We start from the raw sequence: 16884 nt of genomic DNA, 5'->3' as shown, positions 1-16884 counted from the left end.
CTTACCTCTGGTTCCGAGGAGACGGCCACATGAGACATTCCACAACGCCCTACCTTGATCGCGTCGCCGGACCGGCGGATCTGAGATCGATGGACGACGACACGCTGACCCGCCTTGCCGGTGACGTCCGAACCGAGGTGATAAGCGCCGTATCGAAAACGGGGGGCCATTTGGGATCCAGCCTCGGGGTGGTCGAATTGGCGGTCGCACTCCACGCGGTTTTCAACACTCCGATGGACAAACTCGTTTGGGACGTGGGCCATCAATGTTATCCGCACAAGATTTTGACGGGCCGTCGTGAGGGCATGTCGACGCTCCGCCAAAAGGACGGGCTTTCAGGCTTCACCAAGCGCAGCGAGTCCGAGTATGACCCCTTCGGCGCGGCGCATTCCTCGACTTCGATCAGCGCGGCTCTGGGCTTTGCCGTGGGTCGTGACATGGGCCGTCCGACTGGCGATTCGATTGCCGTGATCGGCGACGGCGCAATCAGTGCCGGCATGGCGTATGAAGCGATGAACAACGCAGGCCATGAAGGCCGCCGCCTGTTCGTGATCCTGAATGACAACGAAATGAGCATCGCGCCACCCGTTGGGGCCATGTCCTCTTACTTGAGCCGGATGTACGCCAACGAGCCGTTGGCCAAGATGGCGTCCCTCGCCGAAGGGTTTGAATCCGCGCTCCCAACGCCGATGCGCGAAGGCGCAAAACGCGCGCGCCAGTTGGTGACCGGAAACCTGCAAGGATCCGGCACCTTGTTCGAAGAATTGGGCTTCGAGTATATCGGCCCGATCAACGGCCATGACATGGCACAGCTTTTGCCGGTCCTGCGTGCCGCACGTGCGCGGGCGACCGGGCCGGTCCTGATCCATTGCTGCACGGTGAAGGGCAAGGGGTATTCCCATGCCGAAAACAGTTCAGACAAATACCATGGCGTGTCGAAGTTTGACGTGGAATCGGGCGCACAGGCCAAATCGAAACCCAACGCACCGAGCTATACCAAGGTGTTCGGTGAAACGCTGACGGCAGAAGCAGCTCGCGATCCCAATATCGTTGGCGTAACCGCCGCGATGCCCGGCGGCACCGGGATCGACATTCTGGCAAAACGCTTTCCGTCCCGTGTGTTTGACGTTGGTATTGCCGAACAACATGCCGTGACCTTTGCCGCAGGTATGGCGGCATCGGGTCTCAAGCCGTTTTGCGCGATCTATTCGACATTCCTGCAACGCGGCTACGATCAGGTCGTGCATGACGTGGCGCTTCAAAATCTGCCAGTGCGCTTTGCCATCGACCGGGCCGGGCTTGTCGGGGCCGATGGGGCGACCCATGCGGGCGCGTTCGATGTCGGATACCTTGCCGCGTTGCCGAACATGACCGTGATGGCGGCTGCGGATGAGGCTGAATTGATGCATATGGTGGCCACCGCAGTTTCGCATGACAAAGGGCCGATCGCCTTCCGGTATCCACGGGGCTCCGGCAACGGTGTGCAGATGCCGGAACGCGGTGAGGTCTTGGAGATTGGCAAGGGCCGTGTCCTGCAAGAGGGCAATGATGTTGCGTTGTTGAGCTTCGGGGCGCATCTGGCCGAGGTAGAGGCTGCGGCACGCCTGCTCGAAAAAGACGGGATCAGCGTCACTGTCGCCGACGCACGTTTTGCGAAGCCGCTGGACATTGACCTTATCCTGAAGCTGGCCCGCGATCATGACGCGCTGATCACTGTCGAACAGGGAGCGCGCGGCGGGTTCGGCTCCATGGTTCTACACGAATTGGCTGACCATGGCGCGCTCGATGGCGGTGTGAAGGTACGTGCAGTGACATTGCCGGATCGTTTCATAGATCAGGCATCCCCCGACGAGATGTATGCCGACGCGGGGATGACCCGCTTTGATCTTTACAAGTTGGCGGTGTCCCTCACCTCCGCCGCGGGAAAGGTTGTGCCCCTGACGCGAGGCGCGTGAGGGTTACACCCAGTCCAGTGCGGTGTCGGCAAGCCCAGTCACGCTGATCGTGAATTCCATGTCGCCAGCCGTGGTCACCATCTCAACGTGATCGTCGATGATCTGTTTGGTCTCAACGACCGAGTCCAATGTACCGTTGTATGTCTGCATCGCGGTTTTGGCCATCGATCCGTTGTTCAGGCCATGAACCACTGCGTAATACGCACCGATCTCTGCCTTGGTTTCAAGGTGTTGTGCATCGGCTTCGCTGCCTGTCGCGGCCTTTGCTCCATCGATCATGGATAGGATGAACGATGCTTGATCCACCGTCTCGGAGTCCAGCGCGTTGACCCAATATTCCAACCCGTCTGTATCCGGGTCGCGACCCAGAACATTCGAGTAGACGGCGGTGACGAAATCCCCGGTATTTTCGATACCATCATAAAGCAAATTGGTTTCCGACGAGGTGTAGAACTGGCGGGCGATGTCGATCATGGACATGCCATCGGCCAGCTGGGACCCCCAGAACAGAAGGCCTGTGGCATCAGGCGCGCGGTTGAAATACGCGACGTATAATTCGCAAAACGCCAGCATGTCGGATTCGGTCAACGTGCTGACGTTGACGAATCTGTGCAGCTCGAACAAGGATCCGCTGAATTCGAGGTTTTCAATACTGTTCAGCGTGTCAATTCCATGGTCGCCGCTGCGGTCCTCGATCGTTATGGAGCCATCGCCGATGGTCAGGCCATAATTCGACATCTCGTTCATGTAGACGGCGGTATCGATGCCGTCGCCGCCGGAAATGATGTCATTCCCGCCAGAACCGGTGATCGTATCATCCCCCATCGTTCCGATAAGGTTCTCTGCTGTTGCTGTTCCCACCAAAAGCGCGGGCGCGTCCGTCTGTCCCGCGATGGTCTCCGGCGCGCGATCTTGTTGGCCTGGCACATCCGGTGTTGTCCGACCGCCGGTCATCGCAAAATTTTGCGTGACCATGACGGAAAAATACGTGCCGGAATCATAGGCAAAGGTGCCCGTCTGGATGCCGATCCCCACGACCTCCAGGTCCGGCCTCAGGATGTTTTCCCGGTGGCCATCGCTGTTCATCAGTGCGACGTGCAGTTCATACACGTCGTCAAAGAAACCTTGGTCGCCCCGCTCGCTCTGGGCGGCGATGTTTTCCGCAGTGCGCCAAGACCCGGAAAGGTCAAACCCTTCGGCTTTCATACGTTCTGTCGGCGTGGATCCGTCCACCCCTGTATGGCTGAAGACATTGGATTTCAGCATCCAATCCGAATGCGCATCGGCAGATGCATTCAACACCTTGTCGAGTACCAGACCATCCAAGCCGCGGCTTGTACGCTCTTCGTTCACAAGGTCCAACATGTACCGTTCCAGATTACTGGCGGTGGCAGCAGACATCTCAAACTCCCCAGTTCGAGCCCCAAATCGAAACTAGGAGGGAACTGGGGCAAGATACAGGAGTGATTGTGTCTAAATTTAGCTAATTAGCGCCAGCAAGCGGTTCAGGACCGTGCCAGGGCGCCGAAAATTTGGGGCGCGTAGGTGTCAAGGTAGATACGCAGCCACGGGGTAAAGCGGGTTGATTCGTTTTCGACTTCTTTGACCAAATCGCCAAATCGCACCCATCGGGTTGCCATCACCTCGTCCGGGTTCAAAGTCATCTCCGGTGTCTGGTCGACATTCGACACGAAGATGTCGACCACCTCGTGTTCGATCAGCCCGCCACCGACATTCGCTCTGTATTCCACACGGTCCCGGTAATCGAGAGCAAGCCCGGTGAGTCCCAGTTCCTCGTTCAACCGTCGTTCTGCGCAGTCGAGACTGGCCTCGCCCCAGTTCGGATGCGTGCAGCAGGTGTTCGCCCAAAGCCCCGGCGTGTGGTATTTTCCCATTGCGCGCTGCTGGACAAGAACGTCATCCCCGCGCAAGACGAAGACCGAAATCGCCTTATGCTTCAAGCCGCGTAGGTGCGCCTCGAGTTTTTCGACCGGCTCGAGCCTGTCACCACGCCATGCGGGGATAAGAGTTTCGGTCATACATGCGTCTCCCTTACCAGGCCAAGAAGGTGGCGCGCGTTTTTGAAGCCGATCTTCATATGCGCCATGGGCCGAGCCTTGACGAGCTTCTTGTTCATATACGCTTCGAAGGTGAGTTTTTGAACATCGACATCGTGACACAGGGAGACGAATCGTTCGCGCCGGGAATCGCTTTTGTAATAGGCGTCTTGCATCTGGCCGAGAACGCGGAAAACTGTCTTGTGTTCGCGCATGAAGAGCCGCCGCGCGAGCGCCAAATCGGTGATCCGTCCGGTTTTGAGCGTCGCTGCACAGGCCATCGCAGCAAAACGACCGCAGATCATCGCATAGTAGATGCCTTCTCCGCTGGACGGCGCAACAACACCCGCGGCATCGCCGGCCAGAACGACGTCACGCGCATTGTCCCAGAAGCGCAGCGGTTTCAGCGGGATCGGCGCGCCTTCGCGGCGAAGGGTTTCACACTCTCCAAGGCCGGACGCCTGACGCAGCGCGGCTGTCGCCTCTTTCAGGTTCACGCTTTGGATATACGTGCCCATCCCAACGGATGTCGTGCCACCATGCGGAAACACCCACCCATAGAAATCCGGGCTAATGGCGCCGTCATAGATCACGTCGCAGCGCATCGGGTCATAATCATCCGTTTTTTCCGGCGCGGCGATGATCTCGTGATAGGCGAAAACCAACGGCACCTTGTCGCCGCCTGGGATCTCGTCGCGGGCCACGCGGGAATTGGCACCGTCCGCACCGATGACCAGCTTGGTGGGCAGCGCGCGTTCTTCGCCGGTTTCCTTGTCTCGGTAGATCACTGACCGCGTTCTGGCTTTCTTGTCGCGGTCGATCCGGACATAGGTGCCGGTGAAGCGATCAGCCCCGGCTGCCTCGGCCCGGTTGCGCAGGAACGGGTCGAAATCCTTGCGATCCACCATGCCGACAAAGCCGTTTTCGATCGGAATATCGACATGGCGTCCAGTCGGAGAGATCATCCGCGCGGTGTTGACCTTGGCGACAAGCTGGTCGTCACCAATGTCGAAATCCTGCATCAGACGGGGCGGGATGGCTCCGCCGCAGGGTTTGATCCGACCTTCGCGATCCAGCAGTGCCACAGTATGGCCGGAGCGGGCCAGATCCTCGGCAGCGGTTGCACCGGATGGGCCACCGCCCACAATAACGACATCATACATGGTTATTCTCCTGCGATCAGTTGCGCATGGCGCGGTGTCCGGCCTTCCATGATTCGCAACGCCATGTAGGCGGCACAGAGGAAGAGCCCGGCTTCAAAGATGAACACGGCCCCGAAAGCGGGTGCGTCGGCGGCCAGGCTGCGCATGATATCCACGGCAGCTGCGCCGGTCAGCCCGCCGAACCCGGCGGCAATCGCCTGGGCAGCGCCCCAGAGGCCCATTCTCGTGCCTTCCCGTTTTTCCCGCCCATCCCCGGCCAACGCCATCATCGAGCCGATAGCCGCCACCGCGAATGTGCCGTTGAAAAAGCCAAGAGCGAACACGGCAGGCAACAACGTCTGCGGCAGGGCGGCACCGCCCAGCATGGCGATCATGCAAAGGCTGGCCGCAGAGCCAAGGCACCCGCCGATCACCCAATTGCGCAAACTGCCGAACCGCAGCGCGGTTGCGGCGATGCCAACGGTCAGCATGCCAAGGAATACGCCGCCATTCTGGATGCCCGACAGCGTGGTGCTTTCGCCCGGGGTGTAACCAAAGACGAGACCTGCATAAGGCTCGAGGATCAGTTCCTGCATGAAATAGGCGGTCATCGACAGGAAGACGAATATGGTGAACATCCGTGCCTTGGGTTCAGCCCATACTTCGGCCAGACCTTCGCGAAATGGAACAGGATCGGGTTCCGGTGCGGCCTCGACGCCACGTTCAATGCGCCAGGTGGCCAGAGCCGTGATCGCCAGTGCCGCCAGAGCGACGCCTGACACGACCCGGATCAGAACCGCCGGTGTATAGGGATCTAGGAGTTGTCCCACGACACCAGCTGTCATGGCGATGCCGAAGATCATCATCAGCCAGGTGATTGTTGCCGCAGCTGCTCTGCGATGCGGGGCCGTTGCCGTCGCCAGCAGCGCGAGGACAGAGGTTCCCGCCGCGCCCGCGCCACCGCCGATCAGCGCATAGGCCGCGACAGACATGAGCAGGCCGAGCCAATAGCTTGTTGCGAGCTGGACCACGCCAAGAGCGGCCAGCACGCCACCGACGGCTAGGATCACCATCCCACGCAGGATCCAGCGCGTGCGGTTTCCGCCCTTGTCGGACAGGAACCCCCAGTTTGGGCGCGTGATCTGAATTCCGTAATGCAGTCCGACCAGAAGGCCGGGCAGAATTGCTGGCAGTGAAAGTTCGACGACCATAAGACGGTTCAGCGTGGACGTCGTCAGCACAATGATCGCGCCAAGTGCCATCTGGACCAGTCCGAGACGGACAATGGAAAGCCAGCTGAGTCCCATCAGAACACCTCTATGGAACGGAGTGCAAAGGCCGACACCATCATGCCGGAGACGTACATCAGGACACCCGTGGCGTTGTACCAGGGGGCCTTGGCCTTGGGGTCGCGCAACAAGACGGACATCGCCCAAATCTGTCCCAAAACCAATGCAAGGATAAGGGCGGCGTGGGTCGGTTGACCCCAGTGCGCCAAGGCAAGCAGGACGAATATCTGGGGCACGATCATCACGATACAGGCCACCCTGGCCGCCCTCTCGGGGCCAAGCGTGACAGGCAGTGAGTTCACTCCCATCTGGGCATCGCCTTCGAGCGCCTTGAAATCGTTGAGCGTCATGATCCCGTGCGCGCCAATTCCATAGAGCACCGCAACCAGGACGATGGGTCCGGAGGGCATTGTCTGGCTCAGAACAGCGGCCCCGGTGAACCATGGCAGCGATTCATATGAAAGACCGACAAGGCCCGGACCAAGCCAGCCTGACCGTTTAAGGCGAATCGGCTCGACCGAATAGGCCCAAGCGGCAATCACGCCGATGACCGTCGCAATGAACCCCCACAGGCCCAGCAGGGCGCCAAGTCCAAGTGACAGGACCGACATGGCCAGCGCGATCCACAATCCCCATTTGCCCGGGATGCGCCCCGACGGGATCGGGCGGTTTGGTTCGTTGATCGCGTCCACATGGCGGTCACACCAGTCATTGGCCGCCTGGCTCATGCCGCAGACCACCGGCCCGGCAAGAATCATACCGACAATCAGAAGCCCGAGATGTTCATTGATCGCCACACCCGACGCGACAGCGCCGCAGGCATAGGCCCACATTGGCGGAAACCATGTCACGGGCTTGATCAGCTCCAGCATGGCCGAAGGGGCGGGATAACGGTTAGTGTGTAAACTTGCGCTGACAGTCATGTGTCAACTAAACACGACAACTCGCGTCTTATCAAGTGAAAGAGGTAGGGCCGAGTGGCATTGTCGCGCAGGGCGTCCGATCATGGCAGAGCGGCTCAATCGGTATCGTTGTCCTTGCTGAGAAGCCCGTATTTGCGAAGCTTGACGTAAAGGCTCTGTCGCGACAGTCCCAGCATCTCGGCGGCTGCAACGCGGTTGTTCCGGGTCAGATCCACCGCGGTTTCGATACACATCTTTTCGACCACATCCGTGGTTTCCGCGACGATCTCCTTGAGCGTGGCGGATCCGACAAGCTCCATCACATTGCGGGTCGAGTCCTCGGTTGCCTGAACCGGTGCTTTGCGCATGGCGTCGGCACGGCTGATGTCGCGGATCACAAACCCCATTGTCGGCTCGCTTTGATCGTCCAGGAAGGTGGCCGACATCTCCACCGGGGTCTTGGCCCCGTAATCGTTCAGCAGCTTGGTCGAATACATGCGCATCTGTCCAGTGCGGCGCGCGTTTTCGACCAGCACGCTCATGTCAATCTGGCCCCGACCCAGAAAATCCGAAAGGCCGCGCCCGCGCACGTCAACCGTGTGGGCCGCATCGACCAGGTCAAGGAACGCATCGTTGCAAACCTCGATCACACCGGTGACCGACGTGAAAACGATCGCGTCGGACCCACGTTCAAACATTGATGCGAGGTTGTGGCTCAGGGTGTCGCCATGGGCCGTGCTGTCCTCGGCAGAGGTCATGCGGCAGATCAGGATCCGCTCACCGCCTGCGCGGAACACTTGCGGATAGATCATGATGCGCTGGCGCGCGCGGCGGGGTTGGACCTCTACGCCGGTGTTGTTTTCCGAAATCGCGGCGTTGATCATGGCCTCTATGAATTCATCGCGGCGCTTTTCGCGGAACTCCTGTGCGAAAGATGCCCCGATCAGGTCCTCTCGGGACGAATGCAGCAAGGCGGCCGCGGGATCGTTCAGATCCTTGATCTTGCCATCGCTCACCGAAATGAAAACGACCGAGTCGCGCACTGTGCGCAAAAGCAGGCGATAGCGTGCATCGAATTCACGACGCGCCTCGTATCCCTGTTCGAGCGACATTTGCGCCTGAACCAGCTGCTGTTGGGTTTCGGCAACGGGGCGCAGATCGCGCCCCAGCATCAGGAAAGACCCGTCCAGGCCAAACGGGTGCAAGCTGTAGCGAACGGGAAATTCCCAGACCGCATTGTCGGAATGGTTCAGCTCGATGGATCGTTTCGGCAGATCGCCCTGTGCCATCGTGGCCATCGCCGCCTCGATCTTCGGACAGCTTTCGCGCGTCAGGAAGTCCATGAGAGGCCGGCCCTCCCAATGGTCCAACTTGCCAAAGGAGGTTTCATTCGGGTTCACGAGAACGGAAAGCACCTTGCCTTGCCGTGACACGACCAAGGCAATATCCGAGGCAACCGCGATGATGCTCGACAGAACTTCAGCGTCGATAATCGGAACGGAGCCACTGCTCCAGAAACTGGAACCACTGCTGTTCATTACGTTGCCGATGACCTGCCTTTTGACTTGCCCTTTTCGCACAGCTTGAGTGCAATCTTCACATCGTTTGTCACCAGGTCGACATCGGTCTTTTCCTTGACGTGGTCTTCAAGCTCGAGAACGATCCCCCCGAGAACGAGGGAGGGTGGTGTTGAGATACCTTCCCGAATGCGTATGACCAATTTTGCGATGGATGCAAGCGCATCCGGACGTGACCCTGAAAACAACACCATGTCGTAATCGTCTTCCGCCACCGCTTTCAGGATCGTCTCGTCGCGGGCGCCGAAGAGGATCCGAACCGATGCACCGGCCCTGCGCAACTGTGCCGTGGCGACATGTGGACCCAAGGTGTGGCTGTCATTCCCTTGCAGGACGAGTAGCACATTTGGACCGTAAGAAACATCCGATAGAGTTGCGGACCAAGGTGGAACCAGAAAGGTCAGCAGGCCTTGTAGCCGCGCGCTGGCGATCGTGACACTGGCAAAGCTTATCGTATCGTCGACCCACATCTGACCCAGATCGCTTGCAGCTTGGGGGATATAGATGTCGACCACCTGTTCGGAATTGATACGTCGGTCGCGGAGACTGTCCAACAGCGCTTCCGGGTCGAACGTACCGGGCTTCAGGACAGCCTCGACGAGCTTCTGGACCACACTGGTGCGGATCGTCTGCGCGCCCTCATCTCCCTTGTCGCTGAGAAACGACAAAACCGTCGACGCCAGGACCGATACTTCCGGGCGTCCCCTTTCGGTTAAAATTCGGTCCTTTGTAAGGTCATTCGCCATATCGTACCCTCACTTCCGATTCCGACCGACAGATGTCAGACATATCAGACAACCTTAGTGTCCGATTCTTAGCGCTTATTGTCAAAGATAATTGACAGTAGCCACTGTTCAGCTTTCCTTTCAACAGGCTAGAGCAGGACAAGTCCAAAGGAAACAGGCATTTCCCGAGGATTCACGAGAATCATGGAGCTTTGCCGGTGCGTGCCAATTGTCAGTTTGAAAGTGTAAGTTTTAGTTGACACTTCGCCCGGGCAGCGTCTATTTTTTTACCAGCAACCAACGGAATCGTGGACATGGCAAAGACGCAGCACGCCCCCAAGACGCCCGTGTTTCTTTATACAGAGGAACAGCGCGCGCGCCGGGACACCAGTATCTGGACGTTCATTCAAGGCGTGCTGGCGCCGTTGCAGTTTCTTGTGTTTCTCGTCTCGCTGGGTCTTGTGCTGCGGTATCTCTGGACCGGGGTTGGATATGACGCGGCGACGCTGTCGATCCTGATCAAGACCCTGTTCTTGCTTGCCATCATGGTGACAGGCGCGATCTGGGAAAAGGTTGTGTTCGGACAATACCTGTTTGCGCCCGCGTTCTTCTGGGAGGACGTGTTCTCTTTTCTCGTGATCGCACTTCATCTTGCCTATGTCTGGACGCTTTGGACCGGTGCGCTGACCCCGGTGCAGGAAATGTGGCTCGCTCTTGCGGCTTATGCTGCCTATGTCGTGAACGCCGGGCAGTTCATCTGGAAGCTGCGCGCCGCGCGGCTGCAATCAGCGACGTCTTCGATGGTCGATGAGGTGCCGGCATGACCGAACGGTTCGCTCCGCCGCCCGCGCATGGGTGCTCCAAGACACCTGTCCTGAAGGAGCGCGGACAGCACGAGGTGTTCTGCGGACTGACCGGGATCATCTGGCTGCATCGCAAGATGCAGGATGCATTCTTTCTTGTCGTGGGCAGCCGCACCTGTGCCCATCTTCTGCAATCGGCAGCCGGCGTCATGATCTTCGCCGAACCACGTTTTGCGACCGCGATCCTTGAGGAAACCGATCTGGCGGGCATGGCCGACGCGCAGCAGGAGCTGGATCGCGTGGTCAGCGAACTGCTCACCCGCCGCCCGGATATCAAGCAGCTCTTCCTTGTCGGGTCCTGCCCGTCCGAAGTCATCAAGCTGGATCTCGCGACCGCTGCCGAACGGATGAGCGCGCAATTTGCGCCGAACGTCCGCGTGCTCAGCTATTCCGGCTCCGGGATCGAAACGACATTCACCCAGGGGGAGGATGCCTGTCTCGCCGCGATGGTGCCGGTGCTTCCACAGACAGATGCGCGCGAACTTCTTTTGGTTGGCGCGCTGCCCGACGTGGTAGAGGAGCAGGCCGTCGGCTTGTTGGAGGCGATGGGCATCGGGCCGATTCGCATATTGCCAGCGTCGCGCGTCAGTGACGAGTATGGCATCGGGCCAAACACCCAGTATGCCCTGACCCAACCCTTCCTGAGCGACACCCACGAAGCGCTGCAACGGCGCGGCGCCAATCATATTGCCGCCCCATTCCCGCTTGGCGAAGAGGGCACTACACAATGGTTGCGTGCGGTCGCTGACCAGTTTGGCGTGTCGGATACAACATTCGCCGACGTCACCGAGGCGCCTCGCGCCCGCGCGCGGAAGGCGGTTGCACAAGCGTCCGAGGCGCTGCGCGACAAATCGGTATTCTTCTTCCCCGACAGCCAATTGGAAATTCCGCTCGCGCGTTTCCTGACCCGTGAATGCGGCATGGACGCGATCGAAGTCGGCGCACCGTTCATCCACAAAGCCGTTATGTCGCCGGACCTGAACCTCTTGGCAGAGGGCCCGACCATCGCGGAAGGACAGGACGTCGACAAGCAACTGGACCGCTGCCGCGCCGCGCGCCCGGACCTGACAGTCTGTGGCCTGGGCCTTGCCAACCCGCTCGAGGCAGAAGGCATGACGACCAAATGGGCCATCGAACTGGTCTTCACTCCCGTGCATTTCTACGAACAGGCGGGCGATCTGGCCGGGCTGTTCTCGCGGCCCGTGCGCCGCCGCGACCTCCTGAAGCTGGAGGCAGCGGAATGAAGCTCACAGTCTGGACATACGAAGGCCCGCCGCATGTCGGCGCGATGCGTGTCGCGACTGGAATGACGGATTTGCACTACGTGCTGCACGCGCCACAAGGTGACACCTACGCGGACCTGTTGTTTACCATGATCGAGCGGCGCAATCATCGCCCGCCGGTGACCTACACCACGTTCCAGGCCCGCGACCTGGGCGCAGACACCGCGTATTTGTTCAAGGACGCTGCGATGGCCGCCTACGAGCGGTTCAAGCCGGAAGCGATGATCGTTGGCGCGTCCTGCACGGCAGAGTTGATCCAGGATGACCCCGCAGGTCTTGCCGAAACGCTGGGCCTGCCTGTTCCGGCGATTCCGCTGGAGCTGCCCAGTTATCAGCGCAAGGAAAACTTCGGTGCGGACGAGACCTTTTTCCAGATCGTGCGGGCTTTGGCCAAGCCGATGGAAAAGACCGCGCGTGTGACCGCGAACCTGATCGGCCCCACCGGGCTTGGATTCCGGCATCGCGATGACATCGTCGAGGTCAGCGGTCTTCTGATGGAGATGGGGATCGAGGTGAATGTCGTGGCTCCGATGCCCGCGTCTCCGTCTGATATCGCGAAAATGGGGCAGGCGCATTTCAACGTTCTGATGTATCCCGAAACTGCAGAGACCGCCGCGCGCTACATGGAGCGCGAGTTTGACCAGCCCTATACGAAAACCGTTCCCATAGGTGTCGGGGCAACGCGTGATTTCGTCAACGAAGTGGCCGAGATCGCCGGGATAGCGCCCGTTCTGGACGACAGCCGCCTGCGGCTTCCCTGGTATTCGGCCAGCGTCGACAGCACCTACCTGACCGGCAAGCGCGTCTTCCTGTTTGGCGATGGCACGCATGTTGCTGCCTGCGCCCGTATCGCCCGCGACGAGATGGGGTTCGAGGTGGTCGGTCTGGGCTGCTACAACCGCGAACAGGCGCGTATGCTGCGCGGAGTCGCCAAGGAATACGGCGTCGAGGCACTGATTACCGACGATTACCTGGAGGTCGAACGCCGGATCGAGGAACTGGCCCCCGAGATGATCCTCGGCACCCAGATGGAGCGGCATATCGGCAAGCGTCTGGGCATTCCCTGCGCGGTGATTTCCGCGCCCGTGCATGTCCAGGATTTCCCGGCCCGCTACAGCCCGCAGATGGGTATCGAAGGCGCGAACGTGATCTTCGACACATGGGTGCATCCGCTGGTCATGGGCCTGGAAGAGCATCTTTTGACCATGTTCCGCGAGGATTTCGAATTCCACGACGATGCCGGTGCCAGCCATCACGGCCACAAGGCCAAGCTGCGCCAGGACGATCGGTCCAAAACAGAAACCCCTGCGCCGGACACTGTGCAGACCGGGACTGGACCGATCGAGATCGTCTGGCTGCCCGCTGCGGAAAAGGAGCTCAAGAAAATCCCGTTTTTCGTGCGCGGCAAGGCCAAGCGCAACACCGAAACCTTTGCATCCGAACGGGGTGTCTCTGAAATAAGCGTCGATACGCTTTACGAAGCGAAGGCACATTATGCGCGATAATTTCGATGAAACCCGGGCGTATAACATCGCCATCATCACCCTGGACAGCCATGCGGCCGGTCCGGTCGCGCGGGCCTCGCTGAACCTGGCCAAGGATTTTCCGGGTCTCAAGGTGACGGTCCACGCCGCTGCTGAATGGGCCGAAACACCCGAATCGCTTGTCGAGGCGAAACAGGCGATTGCCGATGCGGACATGATCGTGGCAAACCTGCTGTTCCTTGAAGAGCATATCCAGCCGGTTATGGACGACCTGCGCGCCGCCCGCGATCGGGTTGACGGAATGATCGGGGTTATCGCCGATGCCGAGATCATCAAGCTGACCAAGCTGGGCAAGCTCGACATGTCGAAGCCCGCGTCGGGCTTGATGAAGATTCTCAAGTCGCTCAAGCCGAAGTCCGACGACTCCGAGGTCGAGAAGGGCGAAAAGCGGATGCAGCAACTGCGCCGTCTGCCCAAGTTGCTCAAGATGGTGCCGGGCAAGGCCCAGGACCTGCGGTCGTGGTTCCTTGTCATGCAGTACTGGTTGGGCGGGTCCGATGACAACATCGAACAGATGGTGCGTTACCTCTTGGGCAAGTACGCCAAGGGCCGCGAGGAATGGCTGGGGGCCGAGGCGCAAGCGCCCATAGAGTACCCGGATGTAGCTTTGTATCATCCTGACCTGCCCCGGCGCATCACGACCGACATCTCGGATATGCCGCGCCCGCAAGAAGCAAAGGCCACCGTAGGCCTGTTGATGATGCGATCCTATGTCCTTGCTAATGACACGGCGCATTACGATGCCGTAATCCGTGCTTTCGAGGCCAAGGGTCTGGCGGTCCGTCCCGCGTTTGCCGGCGGTCTTGATGGTCGTCCCGCGATCGACGCGTTCTTTCGTGAAAACGATGGTACGACCATTGATGCCATGGTCTCCCTGACCGGTTTCAGCCTTGTTGGGGGTCCTGCCTATAACGACAGCGATGCGGCCGTTCGTGTCTTGCAAGACCTAGATGTGCCTTACATTGCCGCCCATCCGCTTGAATTTCAGACCCTGGGCCAGTGGGCCAATGGCGATCAGGGTCTTGGACCGATCGAAACCACCATGCTCATCGCGTTGCCGGAGCTGGATGGCGCGACCTGCCCGACCGTGTTTGGCGGTCGCCATGGACCTGAAGGGTGCAACGGATGCCAGCACCAATGCCCGTGTGACACGCAAACCAAGGCGATGTCCCCGTGCCGGGAGCGGATCGATAGCCTGGCTGAAAAAACCCTCCGGCAAGCGACCCTGCGGCGGACGGAAAACGCGGACAAGAAAGTCGGGATCGTCCTGTTCGGCTTCCCGCCCAATGCGGGTGCGGTCGGTACGGCAGCGTACCTGAACGTCTTTGAATCGCTGTTCAACACATTGCACCAGATGAAGGCGGACGGGTACGACCTCGAGCCACCCGAGACCGTCGATGCCCTCCGCACCGCCGTTCTTGAGGGTAATGCCAAGCAATACGGCCAAGAGGCCAATGTCGCGGCCCATGTGAGCGCCGACGAAATCGTGCGCAACACACCGCCTCTAAAGGCAATCGAGGCGGTTTGGGGGCCGGCCCCCGGCAAAATTCAATCCGACGGCCGCGGTGTCTTCGTGCTCGGTGCGCAGTTCGGCAAGGTCTTTGTCGGCGTGCAGCCCACCTTTGGCTACGAAGGCGACCCGATGCGGCTCTTGTTCGAGAAAGGCTTTGCGCCGACCCACGCGTTCTCGACCTTCTACCTTTGGATGCGCAACATGTTCAAAGCCGATGTTGTGTTGCATTTCGGCATGCACGGCGCGCTCGAATTCATGCCGGGCAAACAGGCTGGTCTGGGCGCCCGAGATTGGCCGGACCGCCTTATTGGCGAGATGCCGAACGTCTATCTCTATGCGTCCAACAACCCGTCCGAAGCGACGCTGGCCAAGCGCCGCTCCGGTGCAGTGACGGTCACGCATTTGACGCCGCCGCTCGCGCAATCGGGTCTCTACAAGGGTCTGCAAGAGCTGAAAGACAGCCTCACGCGCTGGCGGACCCTTGATCCGCAAAGCGACAAACGCGCCGAGTTGGAGACGCTTATCGCAGAACAGGCCGAGGCTGTGGACATGGGTGGACACCCGCCCGACGCGCTCTGGCTCAAGCTGCTTGAGACCGAAGATGCGCTGATCCCCGATGGCTTGCATATCGTCGGCAAGACGTTCAGCGATGATGCACGCGCCGACTACCTCAACCTCATCGAGGACGCGGATGACGAAACCCGCGCCAAGGTCGATGCGCTCTTGCAGCAAGAGACTGAGTTGGACGGGCTGATGCGGGCGTTGCAAGGCCGCTACACCGCGCCGGTGCCGGGTGGTGACTTGATCCGCTCGACCGACGTTTTGCCGACAGGACGGAATATCCACGCGTTCGATCCGTTCCGGATGCCGACCGAATACGCCTGCCGCGATGGTGCGAAACAGGCCGACCTGCTGCTGGCCACGCATGACACACTGCCGCGCACCGTTGCGTTGGTCCTGTGGGGATCCGACAACATCAAATCAGACGGTGCGCCGCTGGCGCAGGCTTTGGCCCTGATCGGCGCGAAACCACGCTTTGACAGCTTCGGCCGGATTTCCGGCGCGGATCTGATCCCGCTCGAGCAATTGGGCCGTCCGCGTGTGGATGTTGTGATGACGCTCTCGGGCATTTTCCGCGATCTCCTGCCGCTGCAGACCCGCATGCTGGCCGAAGCGGCGAAGAAAGCCGCCGAGGCGGATGAGCCGTTGGAGCTCAACTACATCCGCGCCCATGCCTGGGTCTATGCGCAGGAAAACGGCGTCGATCTCGAAACCGCTGCACTGCGTGTCTTCTCCAACGCCGAGGGGGCGTATGGGTCGAACGTCAATGCGTTGGTCGATAGCTCTGCTTTCGGGGACGAAGACGAACTCGCCGATGCCTACGAGACGCGCAAGTCCTTTGCCTATGGCGTGAATGGCAAGGCGTCCGCGAACCACGAACTGCTGCAAGAGACGCTCAAGACCGTCGACATTGCCTATCAGAACCTCGAATCTGTCGAGTTGGGTGTCACAACGGTCGATCACTACTTTGATACGCTGGGCGGGATCTCGCGCGCGGTGAAACGCGCCCGCGGTGGCCAAGAGGCGGCGATCTACATCTCCGACACCACGCGCGGTAACGGCAAGATCCGCAGCTTGCAGGACCAGGTCGCGCTTGAAACCCGGTCGCGCAGCCTGAACCCCAAGTGGTTCGAAGGCATGCTCAAGCATGGTGCCGAAGGTGTGCGCCAGATCGAAGCCCAAGTGACCAACACGATGGGATGGTCCGCGACGACCGGCAAAGTTGAACCGTGGGTCTACCAGCGCCTGAGCGAAACCTTCGTCCTCGATGACGACATGCGCGCCCGCCTTGCAGACCTGAACCCGACCGCGTCCAGCCGTATGGCAAACCGCCTCCTGGAAGCACACGATCGTAACTACTGGCAGCCCGACGAAGACACTCTGGCCGCGTTGCAAGACGCGGCGGACACGCTCGAAGATCGCCTTGAGGGGATCGCAGCCGAATGAGCGCGCAACACATGGATTGGAGCCTGA

At 60.0% G+C, this 16884-nt stretch carries 12 protein-coding genes; 5 read left to right on the top strand and 7 right to left on the bottom strand.

Going from position 1 to position 16884, the window contains the following annotated elements; genetic code table 11:
* Positions 1–29 precede the first annotated feature (29 nt).
* Positions 30–1955, top strand: coding sequence for a 1-deoxy-D-xylulose-5-phosphate synthase (gene dxs / locus LCF59_RS00515; RefSeq protein WP_292284563.1), 1926 nt, complete (start codon positions 30–32; stop codon positions 1953–1955).
* A 3-nt stretch (positions 1956–1958) separates the two neighbouring features.
* Here the strand turns inward: dxs and LCF59_RS00510 are convergent, their stop codons facing one another.
* The 7 genes from LCF59_RS00510 to LCF59_RS00480 form a co-directional block, all read right to left on the bottom strand.
* Positions 1959–3356 carry a DUF4214 domain-containing protein gene (locus tag LCF59_RS00510; protein WP_292284561.1) on the bottom strand — a complete coding sequence of 466 codons (1398 nt, stop codon included), beginning with the start codon at positions 3354–3356 and terminating at the stop codon, positions 1959–1961.
* A 104-nt stretch (positions 3357–3460) separates the two neighbouring features.
* The gene (gene idi, locus LCF59_RS00505; protein ID WP_292284559.1) at positions 3461–3994 is read right to left on the bottom strand and encodes an isopentenyl-diphosphate Delta-isomerase; all 534 of its coding nucleotides are present in this window, start codon (positions 3992–3994) and stop codon (positions 3461–3463) included.
* Complete coding sequence (locus tag LCF59_RS00500; protein ID WP_292284557.1) at positions 3991–5175, bottom strand: geranylgeranyl diphosphate reductase; 1185 nt, start codon at positions 5173–5175, stop codon at positions 3991–3993. Before LCF59_RS00500 ends, idi begins: the two co-directional genes overlap by 4 nt.
* A 2-nt stretch (positions 5176–5177) precedes the next feature.
* On the bottom strand, positions 5178–6461 hold the full coding sequence (locus LCF59_RS00495) for a BCD family MFS transporter (RefSeq protein ID WP_292284555.1): 1284 nt from the start codon (positions 6459–6461) through the stop codon (positions 5178–5180).
* Positions 6461–7366, bottom strand: coding sequence for a chlorophyll synthase ChlG (gene chlG, locus LCF59_RS00490; protein WP_292284554.1), 906 nt, complete (start codon positions 7364–7366; stop codon positions 6461–6463). The genes LCF59_RS00495 and chlG overlap by 1 nt, the downstream gene beginning before the upstream one ends.
* 95 nt (positions 7367–7461) lie before the next feature.
* Positions 7462–8883, bottom strand: coding sequence for a transcriptional regulator PpsR (ppsR, locus tag LCF59_RS00485; RefSeq protein WP_292284552.1), 1422 nt, complete (start codon positions 8881–8883; stop codon positions 7462–7464).
* The gene (locus LCF59_RS00480) at positions 8883–9668 is read right to left on the bottom strand and encodes a hypothetical protein (protein ID WP_292284550.1); all 786 of its coding nucleotides are present in this window, start codon (positions 9666–9668) and stop codon (positions 8883–8885) included. Before LCF59_RS00480 ends, ppsR begins: the two co-directional genes overlap by 1 nt.
* 293 nt (positions 9669–9961) lie before the next feature.
* Between LCF59_RS00480 and bchF the strand changes: the two genes are divergently transcribed.
* From bchF to LCF59_RS00460, 4 genes are read left to right on the top strand one after another with little or no spacing between them, the layout of a single operon-like run.
* Positions 9962–10471: a 2-vinyl bacteriochlorophyllide hydratase gene (gene bchF / locus LCF59_RS00475; RefSeq protein WP_292284548.1), complete on the top strand. Its 510-nt coding sequence runs from the start codon at positions 9962–9964 to the stop codon at positions 10469–10471.
* On the top strand, positions 10468–11754 hold the full coding sequence (locus LCF59_RS00470) for a ferredoxin:protochlorophyllide reductase (ATP-dependent) subunit N (protein WP_292284546.1): 1287 nt from the start codon (positions 10468–10470) through the stop codon (positions 11752–11754). Before bchF ends, LCF59_RS00470 begins: the two co-directional genes overlap by 4 nt.
* Complete coding sequence (gene bchB, locus LCF59_RS00465; protein WP_292284544.1) at positions 11751–13298, top strand: ferredoxin:protochlorophyllide reductase (ATP-dependent) subunit B; 1548 nt, start codon at positions 11751–11753, stop codon at positions 13296–13298. The genes LCF59_RS00470 and bchB overlap by 4 nt, the downstream gene beginning before the upstream one ends.
* A complete protein-coding gene (locus LCF59_RS00460; RefSeq protein ID WP_292284543.1) occupies positions 13288–16857 on the top strand; it encodes a magnesium chelatase subunit H in 3570 nt (1189 codons plus the stop codon). Before bchB ends, LCF59_RS00460 begins: the two co-directional genes overlap by 11 nt.
* Positions 16858–16884 lie beyond the last annotated feature (27 nt).

Origin of the sequence: Marivita sp. (assembly GCF_020055675.1) — a bacterium.
Lineage (GTDB): Bacteria > Pseudomonadota > Alphaproteobacteria > Rhodobacterales > Rhodobacteraceae > Marivita.
Note: the sequence above shows the minus strand (reverse complement) of the source record. Positions and strands in the feature narration are given on the sequence as shown.